Raw genomic sequence first — 13,936 nt, forward strand, 5'->3', positions numbered from 1 at the left:
AGTCTTCGAATAAACTTCCTTTATGGGGATCTAGATCAGGGTTTGGTAGCCCGAACTAAAGAGGATTGAAAGCAAGTAAAGCAGACCGTGCATATTAGGTGTGTGTGATTGTGAGTAACGTCTATCCCCGCGAAGAGGAATTTTTAAATATTAATCATATATTAGAACTATACAACAATATGATTTAATTATTATTGTTGGTATGTTTTGCCACTGGAAAATATATGATTAGTGTAGAAAATACCCAGTAGAAACTGCTGTAGTTTCTTCGTGACCCTCAATGGTCCTTAGTTTATAAGCCCACTTTACCTTTCCATGAGTGGGCTTTTTTTATCAGGAAAAACATGCTCCAATTCCTATTCTGTTTATTCGGCCTGCACGGTGTGACTGAGATCAGTAATGGCAAGAAAGAATACCGGGATTGCTTGAAGGAAATAGATGCTTCTTGGAAGTATAAAATTATTCTTACATTAGGTCTTTTGCTTCTAAGTTATAATTGTATTTTTGGTAATCACTGGTGACCAAAATGACTAATAACATAACCCTAACATACGAAGAATTGTTTATTAAGCTTCATCAGGCTATTGCTAAGCGAAAGGAAAATCCAATTCTTTTGAAAGTACCTTTACATGCTATTGATAAGGACGATATTTTAGAATTGGGTGAATATTTCCGCAAACATGCTTTTAATTTTGAAACTTATTTAGAGGGCGAGAACACATTTGTGATTGCCGTGGAATATTAAGCTGATACAGTTTTTACTAGCCTCACATTTTCTGTATATATGAGCCTATTATGGCAAACAAAATCCCTTGCATTTTAGATGTACAGGGATTTTTCTTTTCTTATTGGTGGTGAAAATGGGCACAATAGAAGCAAAACATAACATTGAGAAGTACGAAACAGAAATCACTAATATGGCAAGCACTATCATACGGATTAATGTCATGCGATGAAATGAGCATGGTGGATCGGAAAATTGCCCAATCAAAAGAATGATCAAAAAGCTTTGAGAAATATGCTTAATGCGTGATGCAAAGCGAATGGCTATGATTAGGAAGCTGCCATGTATTCGTTGCGGTCACCCTCATAACTAGGCGGCTCTTTCGGCTCTTCTTATTGAGTACTAGAGGTATAATATTGATTAATAGGATTTAAATTTCTACAATTTACTCAATATTAAATAAAATATTTTCTTTATCATATTTTGCAGAATATGCTACTACCGACTCAGAATAATTTTTCTTATCCTTATCCGTATAATTAATACTTATTGAGTCTTTCGTATCAGAATAATGTATTTCATATTGATACGAAGCATTTGGCTTCAAGTCACCTATAAAATCTATTCTTTTTGAATGTGTGTATTTGAAATTAACGTTATAAACCGGCTTATCAGTTTTATTGTTTACGCTGATAATTCCGTGATCTTAAAAATTGATTAGACTATAGGGGGGTGCTTCAGGCTGAAACCTAAATGCTGGTACAACTTAACTTAGGTGTGGTTCAATGTAATTCTAAAGGAAAGAATGTCGGAATGTTTGAAGGAAATTAAATAATTAGCAATTCGTCTAAAGAGGTTAAATAATTCTATTTGGACAGATAACTTATTTGTTAGGATGTTTGTTCATAAAAAGAACAAAAAAGATAGCTGAATGGACATGTACCTGCTTAATTTGGGAGAGTTAAGTAGGTTTTTTTTAAATTTCAATATTTAAAGAAGTGTATTAACATTGTTGATATGGCTAGGCTTGCCCAAGCCGACCTAGGTATCATCCTGCTTTTATATGTTAAAGATAGAAGCTTATGAAAATTATTTATAATTTGTCACTTATTCTTGCTGCAGTAGCGTTGACTGCTTGTGCCGGTACTCCCGAAACTGAAGTGGTTCACAAACCAGAAATGATGAAGAAATGCGTGCCTGAAAGTGCAGCAAAATTAGCACGTACGACATTATCGAGTGAAGCTGATATCAAATCAAAAACAAATGCTGAGGTTGTAAGACTTGTTGCACCTGGTCAGCCTATAACTAAAGATTATAATCCAGGACGAGTCACGGTTATTGCAGATCCAAAAACTCAAACAATCCTGAAGGCATTCTGTGGTTAAAAACTGAAAAGAGCAATAACGTACAGAACCTCCTTCGGGAGGTTTTTTTAATGGGTGCAAGTTATGGATCCAAAACGCTATAAAAGCTTGACTGCCAAAGGTCCAGTTAAAAATAAACCTCGTAATAGGCCACTACCTAAAGCTGGTGAAAAATACTCAGAAGTCTTCAATCGATTGAAAGAGATCCTTGATCGGATGGAAATCAAATATGAAGAGTATTTTCATTTCAAAAGTGCCAAACCCTGGCATTTTGATTTGTATGTTATTGAATATCAGTATTTATAGAAATTGCTGGCGATCCATGGTCCGGCGGACGTAAAGGCAGGTTAGCTACAAAAGCATGGCGTATTGATCATTATGAACATGCGGAAGAGATAGGTTATCGCTTCAGTGCTTTGAAGTTAATGACATCAACATGGGCCAGTTAAAAACTGGTTTATGTGGGGCGGTCAGCTGCATAATCCGGATCACGATCATATTGTCGAGCTGCTTCTCGACAATGAAGAGTTCCTTGGATTCACTTGGACTTCATCTGCCGCCGTAGCGAAAAAAATGTATGGTGCTGCGACACTTCAACAAGTTGCAGCGTATCAAGTTGAGCAGAGAGTTCAACTCAATGCGCCCTTTGCTGATGGCTGATACAGCTTCAGACCTCGTGATTAGAGTGGAGAATGCAAAGTTCTTCGTTTAGAACGAACTAAAAGTCTCCTGAAATAACCCTTCCATTAATTCATAACTAATTAGGGCAATATGAAATTTCAGGGCAGACTTTATTTGATGTAGGTAAAGAAACAGATCCAACACATCGCTAGTATAGTTATATTGTGACGATTCCGGCAGCGTAATTCCCTCTACAGGCACAAGAACTCCACCGCGCAATAGCGTCTTTTTTTTGTGCTTGAATTATATATTCAGCCCTTCATTAGCGAGAAAATGAATAAGAAATTGAGTATGAAAAAATTATTATGATTGATTATATGCCTAGCATTTTATATGGTAGGACAGATATTTAATTAAATCTTTTTTTAGAATGGCTTTTTTATATAAACCACAATATTTTTACCTTTTTAATCAATTGATATCTAATTATTTTTTATTGAAAATTTGATTTCTATAATATATAAATGCGTAAAATTTGAAGGATTCACCATGGTAACTAAAGTAGAATTTATGATGATTGTACTAATGGTAATTACCTTAATATATGTAATTTGTAAAATAGGGCAACGTTGTATTTGGATTCTCTGATAGCTTTCAATTCAGTGTTTAAAAAACAACCTCCTTCGGGAGGTTTTTAATAAAGTGACTTTTCAGTTTTAAAATAATTAAAAAATTAATGTAAAGTTCTAGCCCATCTACGGGAGGGAATTATGAAAAATCTAGGGATTTGGATATTCATATTAGTACTGGCAGGATGCAGCAAACAAAAGTTTAAAGACCTTGAAGCAGATCCTGAGGTATTAAATGAAAAACAGCTGAGAGAATCAAGAGAACAGGTTAGAACCTTTATTCCGAATGCAGATTCATCTAAATTTCGCAATCAAGTGGGAGATTGTGGGGAAGTCAGCTATAAGAATAAAGACAGTAAATATATTCCTTACCAGCGTTTTATTGTTCTTGAGAAGAATTTAGTACTTATAGAAAATCAAACGGAACAGAAGCAGTTTGAATTGTCTTGGAAAGGTGCTTGTATGGCAAGTTGGAACAAGTGATTATTAAGTCCCCATCACTCGATGGCATCTTTTGTCACTTAAATATAAGTGAAGGTTTTTTCGTTATTTTAAACAACTAATATATATACGGTTTCGTATTTTTTTTGATTATAAGGCTAACTTTAATGAAATATTTAGTTGGTAGCTTCCTTTTAGCCTTAGCACTAACAGGATGTAACTCTTACCCTGCTCATGAATCTGCTTTATCGGCATCTAATGTTAACACCGTGGTAGAAACGCAAGTTATAAACTTTGTTGGACCCATGGATTTGACCATTCAACTTAAGTCATCTGATAATTTTGAAACAGCAGAGATGATGGATAACTCTGGCAAAGTCCATCATTTAAAACAAACTGTGGCAGCTAGTGGTGTACGTTTAGCAAATGATAAGGGTGTGTCTATTCACTTTGAACGTGGCGAAGGTGTGGTGGAATTGGTTAAAGGCAAGCCGATTAGTATTACTGAGTACAAATAAATGTGATGCATGGATGTAATTTTTAACCACCCTCTGAGGTGGTTTTTAATGATGGAAATTTGTACAAAAAAGGCTGAAACTAAGTATTTGTACCATGAAAGGAACAATTATGAAAAAAGTTATATTGTTGATTCTAGTGGCTTGCTTTGCAACTACAGCTTTTTCTCATGACGGCCGAACTGACAAGGAGGATTGTCACAAGGAAACTAAGACTGGCGAAAGCCATTGCCACTGAACCGGATAACTTAAAAAGTAAGCTGACTCCAAACCCTGGTTTTTACCATTCAATAAAATTTTTGTAACTGTTGTATTATTAACTGTTTAGTTTGTTTAACATGTGTATGTTGGATAGTTGGAGAATTCAGCATGCCTACTAAAGCGGAAGCCATCGTGATTGCGCTCATGATATTTTCCTTGATAATCATTATTTATGAAATGGGACAAGGATTAAATTGGAAGTACTAAAATATCTCCAAGTGTTGAAACAAGCCCTCATTTGAGGGCTCCAGTTTATTCATCAGGAGAATCAGATTTTTGTCCTTGTTTATCTCCATATTCTAAAGCAATTTGTTGCGCTTCGGCCGCGGCGGTAGCCTCTAGAGGTACGGATTCATCTGCGATAGCTATTGTTCCAGTAAATCCGAACAAAGTTAGTAATAGAACTTGCGAAAACTTTTTCATTTGAATTTCCTCTACGTTTCTAAGACTTAATTTCAGTGTAGAGGTGAGACTGAGCCAGCCGTGTATTGGCTATGTCCCTATATGTAAGATGATCAAGCTTTTAGTTATGGCGCTACAGGCTTATGTAAGCGCAATTATCAGATGATTTTTTTTGTTGAGTTGATTAACGAAAAGTTAAGAACTATTGCTTGAAAATATATATCCTCGGATATAGATTAACCGCAAATGATAATAAGAGCCAGGCTATGGTTGATTACAATAAAATCCAACAAGAAATAGAAAATATGAAGTCTGGTGCTATTAAGTGGATTGGTAGTAATTTCGAACTAAATGATATGCAGGAAATTTATCATCTCTTGTTAAATTTAGAGAGCGAGGGCGTGATTGATATTGTTGCTGTAGGTCATGAATCTTATACGGGGCATCGACTCGTATATAAAGTGAAAGTTGAAAAAAATTAGAATTCATATTGAGAGTTTTTCATCAAAAGCAAACCATCTTCGGGTAGTTTTTTAATACCCGGAACCCCATCATGAATGACTTAAGCTGCATTTCAGAACTACGTTAAGGCAGCAAACAAAATGTATTAGCTCAAAAATTTTTTCGGCAATTTACCTTGCTACAACAATGATCTGGGTTAATTGATGACAGGCTTAAAAAAACACCATAAAAAAGCGAGCCGAAGCCCGCTTTAGATTGACTTTATTTCTTAGAAAAAACTGGCCGGTTTGGTTGAATAGCTCACCAGCAGGTTTTTGGTTTGTTGATAATGATCCAGCATCATTTTGTGGTTCTCACGGCCAATCCCGGATTTTTTATAACCGCCGAAAGCTGCATGCGCAGGGTAGATGTGATAACAGTTGGTCCAGACCCGACCCGCCTGAATGGCACGACCGGCACGGTAAGAGGTATGCGCAGAACGCGACCAGACCCCGGCACCGAGTCCGTAAATCGTATCATTGGCGATCTTGATCGCGTCATCGAAGTCTTTAAAAGTAGTCACAGCCAGTACAGGCCCGAAGATTTCATCCTGAAAAGTCTTCATGTCATTGGTGCCTTTAAAGACGGTCGGTTCAATATAGAAACCTTGACCCACTTCATGACGTGCTTCACCACCGGTGAGGATTTGTGCGCCTTCTTCACGGCCAGTGGCAATACAGCCCAGAATCTTGTCCTGCTGTTCCTGTGAGGCTTGCGCGCCAATCATGGTGTCGGTATCGAGTGGATGACCGGTTTTAATGCGCTTCACACGCTCAACCGCGCGTTCCAAGAATTGATCTGCAATGCTTTCCTGTACCAAGGCACGGGAAGGGCAGGTACAGATTTCACCCTGATTCAGGGCAAACATGGCAAAGCCTTCCAGCGCTTTATCCAGATAGTCATCTTCCTGATCCATGATGTCGGCAAAGAACAGATTTGGGGATTTGCCGCCAAGTTCCAGAGTCACCGGAATAATATTTTCGGTGGCATATTGCATGATCAGCTGACCCACTGCGGTCGAACCGGTAAAGGCAATCTTGGCAATACGAGGGTTGGTCGCAAGCGGACGGCCCACCTCAACCCCGTAGCCATTGACGATATTCAACACGCCCGGTGGCAAAATGTCCTGAATCAGTTCAGCCAGCACCAGAATACTGACCGGGGTCTGTTCCGCAGGTTTCAGCACAATGCAGTTACCCGCAGCCAGGGCAGGTGCCAGTTTCCATGCAGCCATCAGAATCGGGAAATTCCACGGGATAATCTGGCCCACCACACCCAACGGCTCATGAAAATGATAAGCAATAGTATCTTCGTCGATTTCGGAAATGCCACCTTCCTGGGCACGAATACAGCCGGCAAAATAACGGAAATGGTCAATGGCCAGTGGAATATCGGCAGCCAGTGTTTCACGAATGGGCTTACCATTGTCCCAGGTTTCTGCCACAGCCAGCAGTTCCAGATTTTGTTCCAGACGATCTGCAATTTTCAGCAGGATATTGGAGCGGGTGGTCGGCGATGGCCGGTTCCATTGCTCTTTGGCTTTATGCGCTGCATCTAGCGCCAACTCAATGTCTTCTACAGAGGAACGCGGCACTTTGGTAAAGACTTTGCCATCTACCGGAGAAATGTTGTCAAAGTATTCGCCTTTGACCGGAGCGACCCATTCACCGCCAATGAAATTATCGTATTGCGCTTTAAATTGAATTTTTGAACCAGGTTGATTAGGATCGATGTAACGCATATTTATTTCCTTTGCTTATTTTCGTATGGCAAAACCGCTTCTACAGCTTTGGTATAAGGTACTTCTGCACCTTATTTGATTAATATAAATGAGGTAAGGTTGGAAAAAGGTTGGAGCTAGCATGTTTACGATCTTTTCATCCATTTTAAAAGAATAACGATTACAGCGGATGTAAATCACGAATTGTTGTGAGAATAAGAAATGATGACAAAACAAGATTTGATGGACAAAAGGCACAATACGGATCAGCTTCGGCAAAATAGCAGTTTGTCTCCCTTACATGCAGAACAGCTGGGACAGAGTATTGCCAGCTCCTGGCAACGTTCATCCTTGGCTGAAATCCCGAAGAATCGTTTAGCAGCACCGCTGACGGATTTAAAAAAGACCACTTCTTCCTCAACTTTAGCCCAAGCCCTGCAACATTGTGCTCAGGATTTAAAACATATTGCCGAGCAATCTTCTATGGTGCTGGCGGTCGGAGATATCGGCAGTACCATCATTTGGGCAGCTTCTAGCCCACAAATGCAAAGTGCCGCAGAAAGTGTACATTTTATTGAAGGTGGGCAATGGCGCGAAGAGCTGGTTGGAACCAATGCACTGGCACTGTCCTTAAAAACGCAACAATCCAGCTGTGTCTTTTCCAGTGAACATTACATGTCCTCCATTCATGACTGGGTTTGTTATGCTGCACCGATTATCGATCCCTATTCAAAACAGGTCTTAGGTGTCATTGACCTGTCTACTACTTGGCAGAAGCATAACAGTTTGGCCCTGTTGGCTGCTGAGCGATGCGCCACAATCATTCAATCTGCTTTGCTAGAATGCCAGAAGCAACGCCTGTTCATCCGGGCTTTTGCAGTGCCACACGTAATGTTCAATGGTAAAGTTTTAGTACTTACCCCTCGCCAGATTGAAATTTTGACCATTTTGGCCTTATGTCCGCAAGGCTTGAGTCTGGATACCTTGCATCAGGCCTTATATGGTGAACGCAAAGTTAGTATGGGCACCTTAAAAGCAGAAATGTCGCAGTTGCGCGATGTACTGGGAGGCATGCTAGGTTCTCGGCCTTACCGATTATTGGTACATGTAGAGGCTGATTTTTTACTCACCGAACAGTCTCTGGATGCTGGATATATTAATTCTGCCCTAAAATTATGTACTGGCGTATTTCTGGCTAAAACGGAAAGTCCATTTTTATGTGCCTGGCGAGATTGTCTGGAATCACGTCTGAGTAATGCCATTTTTAAAGCCAATGAAACTGACGTCCTGCTGAAACATGTTTCGCATTTTCCTGAAGCGATTGATGCTGTGGAACGCCTGATTGAACTAATGCCCAAAACCCATCCCGTCCATCAAACTCTTTTAAAATATAAAGATATTTAAACTAGATCTCTTTCATAAGTCAAAAAACGATCTACCTTTTGCTGGTTATTTGTACCGAATAATCTTAAACATGCATGCATCATTTGTAGATGAAATACATGGATTCAAAAAAGCTTTCTGAAACACAGTTTAAGCGATACATAGCCATCTCATGGTCAACCTTTTATTTAATGGTTGAGCAATTGCAACAGCATGTTCCAGCGAAAGGTAGACCACCCAAATTGAGCATAGCGGATCAGATCCTCCTGTGCTTAAGTTATTGGCGTGAATCCCGAACATTGTTCCATGTAGCAACAAGTTATGGTGTGTCAGAGTCCACTGCTTCAAGAATCGTCCGTTATGTTGAAGACTGCTTAATTTAAGTTTAATCTATTTAATTTAACGAAGAATTTTCCTGAAGGCGAAGGTATAGACTGGAATGTGGTGATCGTAGATGCCACAAAAATTCCAATACAAAGGCCTAAAAAAACAGAAGACAAGCTATAGTGGTAAGAAGAAGGCACATACTTTCAAAGTTCAGGCCATCATTATAAAACACAGAAAATTCTGAGTTTAGGTACCAGTCTTGGCGCTGTACATGATTTCGAAGTCTTCAAACGTAACTTGAATCAGATTCCTGTTGATGCCTTTATTCTTGCAGATAAAGGTTATCAAGGGATTTACACAGTGTATCCTAATAACCTGTTGCCATTAAAAGCCAAAAGACACTGGAAATTGGATCCTGAACTCAAAATCTCTAATCAGAAAGTTAATAAAAGAAGAATAAGGATCGAACATGTATTTGGTCACCTGAAAACCTTCTAAATTCTTGCCGAGCGATATCATAACCGAGGAAAAGGACTAGGATTAAGATTCAATTTAATTGCTGGAATTTACAACATGGAATTGGATAAAAAGTAATTTATGAAAGAAGTCTAATAAAGATTGTATTTTGTTAGAGTAATTCAGAAGGCATACGTATAAATGCATGCTATTTTTTTAAGAGGTTAATGTATGCTTCAAATGTTTATTAATTGGGTAATTCCATTTACAATTTTTTTATCTTTTGGCTATGTTATATCGATTACAGGTATAAAAATTCGGTATATAACATCTGGGTGTTTTATTTTTTTCTTTATTTTGGAATTTATTTTATCTTCTATCTTTTTTCCAAACGACTGGGCTGAAGCTATTTTTTTTAAAGGACTTAAATTTACACCTAATGAATTAGCCTTAGATCTTTTAATATTTGTATCTGGGATTTCTAGTTTTATTACTTTCATGGTTTTTCTAGCAGTATATTCTATAAGAAAGCACGTGTTTTTTTAGAATTATTAATCTTAGAAAAGCGATATTTAATATTATATTTTTATTATTTCGAATAGAAATTTTATATTAAACTTTTTTAATTTAATAGTTTTCTCTTAATTCAAAAAATAACAATATTAATGATATTTTTTCTCTAGTTTTCTTGAAATTTTGGCATAATCTACGGATGAAATATTGCGACTCAAGAAAGCTTCTGAAATACAGTTTAAGCGATATACGGATATCTAAAAACCAACCTTTAAATGATTAAGCAATTGAAGAAAAATGTTCCGGTGAAAAGTAAATCACCCAAATTGATCATATAAGGACAGATCCTTATTTTTTATCCTATTATCAAGGTAAAAGCGGTAGCCAAAAGCAATGAATTGCTATTGGCATACTTCCTCAGTAGGCGAAATAAGGCCTGTTAAAGTGTAAGTCAGATGATTGAAAATAAGACCTACATGGAGGCATTACATTGCCGCTTTAAAAATATCCACTACTTGAGCATGACTGGCCTTACGCGGATTGGTCAACATGCAGGCATCTTTTTGCGCATTTTCTGCCATAGTGGCGAGGTCAGCTTCTTTTACATTCAATTCCGCTAAACCTGATAGAATGCCAATTGACGATGAAAGCTGCCGAATGGCGTTAATCGCTTCATAAGCTGCTTCAGTTACAGTTAAACCTTCTATATTCACCCCCATCAATTGGGCAATTTTGGCATAACGTTCCGGACAGGCAATCAGGTTAAACTCACAGACATGTGGGAGCAAAATCGCATTACAGACCCCGTGTGGCAAGTTATAGAAACCACCAAGCTGATGCGCCATCGCATGCACATAACCTAAAGAGGCATTATTAAAAGCCATGCCTGCAAGATACTGGGCATAGCTCATGGCATCCCGTGCTTCTAGATTATCCCCATTCGCCACTGCGGGACTGAGCCATTCACTGATCATGGTGATCGCCTTTTCTGCACAGGCATCAGTAATTGGATTGGCGGCCGTAGATACATAGGCCTCGACCGCGTGTGTCAGAGCGTCCATCCCTGTTGCCGCAGTCAGGCCTGCAGGTTTGGCCAACATCAGTTTAGGGTCATCAATCGCAATGAGTGGGGTACAACGCCAATCTACAATTGCCATTTTCACATGGGTATCGGTATTGGTAATGATACAGAAGCGAGTCATCTCCGAAGCTGTCCCTGCCGTGGTATTGATTGCAATCAGTGGTGTCATCGGGACGGTACTTTTATCAATCCCTTCATAATCACGGATATGTCCGCCACCTGCAGTGACCAGACCGATGCCTTTGGCACAGTCATGTGATGAACCCCCACCTAACGATACAATAAAATCACAGGCATTTTCATTATAAGCTGTAACTCCATGATGCACGTTAATATCAGTTGGATTAGGTTCCGCGCCTGGGAAAATATAACTGTCAACACCTGCCTCTTTCAAATAATTTGCAATATCATCTGCAACACCAAATTTAAACAGGCCAGCATCAGTTACAATCAGTGCTTTCTTGGCGCCTAAATTTTGTGCTTTGATCCCGATTTCTTTAGCACAGCCCGGACCAAAAAGTGAAACACAGGGAATATAAAAACCGTTAGTTTGATCTGAAATATTTTTAAAAGCCATGGTGTTATTCCTTCTACCATTCATTGATTATTTTATCGGTGACCCTCACCGTAATATGAGTATTGAATGAAGTTAGAAAGAATCCTACCTACCAAATACCTACCAATTTAAATTTTAACTAAGATCTATCGATATATAAAACGGTCAGGTGGACTACTCCCATTATCCTAGATATAAGACAGTCATATTTTGAAGCTTAGGTTTAAAAGTTTAAACAAGAGAACAGACAGATAAATTTGCTTGTTTTATTCAGTTTTTCTGAAATTAATATACTACACGTTATACGAAATGCTTAGATACTTCTCATGAAGTATCTTTATATTAGAGTAAGCCGTTCTGGATACTAGGGCACCAGAACGGCTTTTATTGATTATTCACGTGTCACATATAATAAGTAACTAATATTAAATAATTTTATTTTATATTCTCTTGAGAATATATAGTTGATTTTTGAATTAAAGCTCACTATTTAGTTTTTGATTTGTTTTCAAGTATTTAATAGAAAGATCCATATTTTTTAATAAGTACTCATTTTTATACACTTTTCTAAAGCAAAAAATGTAGAAGGCCTTTTTCAAAAACTAGTACCAGGTCCACGTAACTTTAACCAATTTTAAAATTAAGGATCCGGCCAATACGAAATTTTTTTTCACATACCATGCATCTAACGATAAACGGCCTAAAACCTTAGCCTATAAAGTATCGAATGAGTTTTTTTGCAGGATTAACACTTTGTGAAATTTGTCAGGAAAATATCAGGATTAAGAGTCCAAGTATCTTGGTAGTCAGTAATCAGATTGAATAAAAAGTCCTGATGATCCGGGCTGTTTTTTATTTATAGTCTGTATTTCGTTATTCTTAATCATTAAAGCTTATAAATAAGGCAAAAGCGTAAATTTGCAGCAATGATATGTTTATTTATGCAAGTTATAATTTTAGGCAGGCTTCCTGCTACTATCTGGTCTGGGTACGTTTTATCGGAAGATCAGGCAGGCCAGAAAATGAAAGAGGCTTTATATTAGACTTTTTGTCTAGCAACTCTCTACTGTTTACTCCTGAATTTATTACCGTAAAAGCTCATCTCAGAAGGGACTTTCTTCATTTTATAAAAAAACTTTATATTAATTAGTCGATTGATCTAACAAAAGAATCTACTTTGTGGATAGATCTTCAGTCTTTAATCTGATGAAATTCTAAAATGTTAGTATGGTGATATAAATTGAAAATACCTGGAGAAAAGAATGAAAAATATATTTCATCCTATGAAATATATATCTAATTCAAAGTTAGCTGTTAAATTTCAACCCGAATTACCGAAACTCTACTATAAAAAAGACGGAATTTTAAATGATACTGTTACTGCCTTAGAGCAATTACGACAGCAATATAATCCAACTCCTTGGCTGCGTAATCATCATATGCATCTTATGTTTTTTGATATGATCAAAAAGAATTTTATTAATTTAGAATATGATGCTATTCAACAATTAACTATGACTGATGGCGGTATTACAGCAGTCGCTTGGTTTGGATTAAATCTACCTGAAGATAGACCAACCATAATTCTTTTACATACAATTACGGGCACAGTTGATTCAATGCGAGAAGTAGTTCGTGATTTGAATACTTATACAGGATGGCGTGTGGCATTGTGTCTACGTCGTGGACATGATTGCCTGCCTTTGACAGTGCCTAAAATTAATCTTTTTGGCTCAACCCAAGACCTTAAAGAACAGATTATTTATATCCAAGACAAATTTCCAAATTCTGATTTATATGCAGTAGGCTCTTCTGCCGGAACAGGATTATTAATACGGTACTTAGGTGAAGAGGCTGAAAAAACACCAATTAAGGCTGCATTTGCCCTTTGTCCAGGTTATAACACTGAACTAGGATTTAAAAATGTTCATCCTGTTTATAGTAAAATCATGACTAAGAAACTCATACGAAAATTTGTTTTGCCCCATCAAGAAATATGGCAGAAAATACCGCAATGGGAGGAAATCTTGCATGTCAAAACTTTAGCCGAATTTGAGAAAACATACTTTAAAATGGCTGGATTTTCTGAGTATGAAAGCTATGTCAAAGCCTCTAACCCAATTTATGTTTTTGAAAATATTAAAATCCCCCTAATGATTTTAAATGCAGAAGATGATCCTGTTTGTCATATTAAAAATTTGGAACCTTATAAACAAGCCATTATGAAGATGCCAAATATCCTTGTAGTGACTACAAGAAGGGGGAACCATTGTGGTTTTTATGAGGGAATGTTTAAAACGACTTCTTGGGCAACACGTTTAATGTCCAAATTTTTACTTAGTCAAGAAAAAGCCCAAAATTAGCGTGTTATTCCCAAGTAGAAATGTCCTACCTAATAACCAAATAGAAATGTCCTATATGGACATTTCCAAGTCAAGCACA

General features: G+C 37.6%; 15 protein-coding genes and 1 pseudogene. 12 read left to right on the forward strand and 4 right to left on the reverse strand.

The features are described 5' to 3' along the window. Positions 1-526 precede the first annotated feature (526 nt). The 7 genes from VXQ92_RS01375 (at position 527) to VXQ92_RS01405 (ending at position 4,532) form a co-directional block, all read left to right on the forward strand. Positions 527-745, forward strand: coding sequence for a hypothetical protein (locus VXQ92_RS01375; RefSeq protein WP_064101745.1), 219 nt, complete (start codon positions 527-529; stop codon positions 743-745). Positions 746-1,806: 1,061 nt separating this feature from the next. Then, complete coding sequence (locus tag VXQ92_RS01380; RefSeq protein WP_416680009.1) at positions 1,807-2,109, forward strand: I78 family peptidase inhibitor; 303 nt, start codon at positions 1,807-1,809, stop codon at positions 2,107-2,109. Between the two features lie 63 nt (positions 2,110-2,172). Next, on the forward strand, positions 2,173-2,394 hold the full coding sequence (locus VXQ92_RS01385; RefSeq protein ID WP_416680010.1) for a hypothetical protein: 222 nt from the start codon (positions 2,173-2,175) through the stop codon (positions 2,392-2,394). Positions 2,395-2,547: 153 nt separating this feature from the next. Continuing rightward, positions 2,548-2,748 (forward strand): hypothetical protein, encoded by a 201-nt coding sequence (locus tag VXQ92_RS01390; protein ID WP_416680012.1) that lies wholly within the window; start codon positions 2,548-2,550, stop codon positions 2,746-2,748. A gap of 731 nt (positions 2,749-3,479) precedes the next feature. Continuing rightward, the gene (locus tag VXQ92_RS01395; protein ID WP_191731395.1) at positions 3,480-3,821 is read left to right on the forward strand and encodes a hypothetical protein; all 342 of its coding nucleotides are present in this window, start codon (positions 3,480-3,482) and stop codon (positions 3,819-3,821) included. 125 nt (positions 3,822-3,946) lie between these two features. After that, positions 3,947-4,297 carry a hypothetical protein gene (locus tag VXQ92_RS01400; RefSeq protein WP_416680014.1) on the forward strand — a complete coding sequence of 117 codons (351 nt, stop codon included), beginning with the start codon at positions 3,947-3,949 and terminating at the stop codon, positions 4,295-4,297. 109 nt (positions 4,298-4,406) lie between these two features. After that, the gene (locus tag VXQ92_RS01405; protein ID WP_416680016.1) at positions 4,407-4,532 is read left to right on the forward strand and encodes a YHYH domain-containing protein; all 126 of its coding nucleotides are present in this window, start codon (positions 4,407-4,409) and stop codon (positions 4,530-4,532) included. Between the two features lie 275 nt (positions 4,533-4,807). Here VXQ92_RS01405 and VXQ92_RS01410 read toward each other — a convergent pair whose 3' ends face one another. Beyond that, positions 4,808-4,978: a hypothetical protein gene (locus VXQ92_RS01410; protein ID WP_416680017.1), complete on the reverse strand. Its 171-nt coding sequence runs from the start codon at positions 4,976-4,978 to the stop codon at positions 4,808-4,810. A gap of 245 nt (positions 4,979-5,223) precedes the next feature. On the opposite strand from VXQ92_RS01410, the gene VXQ92_RS01415 reads away from it, so the two are divergent. Then, positions 5,224-5,439 carry a hypothetical protein gene (locus VXQ92_RS01415; protein ID WP_416680019.1) on the forward strand — a complete coding sequence of 72 codons (216 nt, stop codon included), beginning with the start codon at positions 5,224-5,226 and terminating at the stop codon, positions 5,437-5,439. 248 nt (positions 5,440-5,687) lie between these two features. Here the strand turns inward: VXQ92_RS01415 and VXQ92_RS01420 are convergent, their stop codons facing one another. After that, positions 5,688-7,199: an aldehyde dehydrogenase family protein gene (locus VXQ92_RS01420; protein ID WP_416680020.1), complete on the reverse strand. Its 1,512-nt coding sequence runs from the start codon at positions 7,197-7,199 to the stop codon at positions 5,688-5,690. Positions 7,200-7,400: 201 nt separating this feature from the next. Here VXQ92_RS01420 and VXQ92_RS01425 point away from each other — a divergent pair, with 201 nt between their 5' ends. The 3 genes and pseudogenes from VXQ92_RS01425 to VXQ92_RS01435 form a co-directional block, all read left to right on the forward strand. After that, entirely contained in the window at positions 7,401-8,582 is a 1,182-nt protein-coding gene (locus VXQ92_RS01425; protein WP_416680022.1) for a transcriptional regulator, read from the forward strand. Positions 8,583-8,752: 170 nt separating this feature from the next. After that, positions 8,753-8,944, forward strand: a complete 192-nt coding sequence (locus tag VXQ92_RS01430) for a helix-turn-helix domain-containing protein (RefSeq protein WP_416680039.1) — start codon at positions 8,753-8,755, stop codon at positions 8,942-8,944. Positions 8,945-9,119: 175 nt separating this feature from the next. Next, positions 9,120-9,386, forward strand: a pseudogene (locus VXQ92_RS01435) (transposase); the annotation flags it as partial. Positions 9,387-9,631: 245 nt separating this feature from the next. Here the strand turns inward: VXQ92_RS01435 and VXQ92_RS01440 are convergent. After that, positions 9,632-9,844, reverse strand: a complete 213-nt coding sequence (locus VXQ92_RS01440) for a hypothetical protein (RefSeq protein WP_416680024.1) — start codon at positions 9,842-9,844, stop codon at positions 9,632-9,634. 498 nt (positions 9,845-10,342) lie between these two features. Then, a complete protein-coding gene (mdh, locus tag VXQ92_RS01445; RefSeq protein ID WP_416680026.1) occupies positions 10,343-11,515 on the reverse strand; it encodes an iron-dependent methanol dehydrogenase in 1,173 nt (390 codons plus the stop codon). Positions 11,516-12,756: 1,241 nt separating this feature from the next. On the opposite strand from mdh, the gene VXQ92_RS01450 reads away from it, so the two are divergent. Next, positions 12,757-13,857 (forward strand): YheT family hydrolase, encoded by a 1,101-nt coding sequence (locus VXQ92_RS01450; RefSeq protein ID WP_416680028.1) that lies wholly within the window; start codon positions 12,757-12,759, stop codon positions 13,855-13,857. Positions 13,858-13,936: the final 79 nt, after the last annotated feature.

The organism is Acinetobacter sp. 228 (genome assembly GCF_048147885.1).

What these genes read in the sequence shown, in the direction of transcription:
- VXQ92_RS01375 (WP_064101745.1), top strand. Translation starts at nt 527, where the DNA reads ATGACTAATAACATAACCCTAACATACGAAGAATTGTTTATTAAGCTT.
- VXQ92_RS01380 (WP_416680009.1), top strand. Translation starts at nt 1,807, where the DNA reads ATGAAAATTATTTATAATTTGTCACTTATTCTTGCTGCAGTAGCGTTG.
- VXQ92_RS01385 (WP_416680010.1), top strand. Translation starts at nt 2,173, where the DNA reads ATGGATCCAAAACGCTATAAAAGCTTGACTGCCAAAGGTCCAGTTAAA.
- VXQ92_RS01390 (WP_416680012.1), top strand. Translation starts at nt 2,548, where the DNA reads ATGTGGGGCGGTCAGCTGCATAATCCGGATCACGATCATATTGTCGAG.
- VXQ92_RS01395 (WP_191731395.1), top strand. Translation starts at nt 3,480, where the DNA reads ATGAAAAATCTAGGGATTTGGATATTCATATTAGTACTGGCAGGATGC.
- VXQ92_RS01400 (WP_416680014.1), top strand. Translation starts at nt 3,947, where the DNA reads ATGAAATATTTAGTTGGTAGCTTCCTTTTAGCCTTAGCACTAACAGGA.
- VXQ92_RS01405 (WP_416680016.1), top strand. Translation starts at nt 4,407, where the DNA reads ATGAAAAAAGTTATATTGTTGATTCTAGTGGCTTGCTTTGCAACTACA.
- VXQ92_RS01410 (WP_416680017.1), bottom strand. Translation starts at nt 4,978, where the DNA reads ATGAAAAAGTTTTCGCAAGTTCTATTACTAACTTTGTTCGGATTTACT.
- VXQ92_RS01415 (WP_416680019.1), top strand. Translation starts at nt 5,224, where the DNA reads ATGGTTGATTACAATAAAATCCAACAAGAAATAGAAAATATGAAGTCT.
- VXQ92_RS01420 (WP_416680020.1), bottom strand. Translation starts at nt 7,199, where the DNA reads ATGCGTTACATCGATCCTAATCAACCTGGTTCAAAAATTCAATTTAAA.
- VXQ92_RS01425 (WP_416680022.1), top strand. Translation starts at nt 7,401, where the DNA reads ATGATGACAAAACAAGATTTGATGGACAAAAGGCACAATACGGATCAG.
- VXQ92_RS01430 (WP_416680039.1), top strand. Translation starts at nt 8,753, where the DNA reads ATGGTTGAGCAATTGCAACAGCATGTTCCAGCGAAAGGTAGACCACCC.
- VXQ92_RS01440 (WP_416680024.1), bottom strand. Translation starts at nt 9,844, where the DNA reads ATGAAAGTAATAAAACTAGAAATCCCAGATACAAATATTAAAAGATCT.
- mdh (WP_416680026.1), bottom strand. Translation starts at nt 11,515, where the DNA reads ATGGCTTTTAAAAATATTTCAGATCAAACTAACGGTTTTTATATTCCC.
- VXQ92_RS01450 (WP_416680028.1), top strand. Translation starts at nt 12,757, where the DNA reads ATGAAAAATATATTTCATCCTATGAAATATATATCTAATTCAAAGTTA.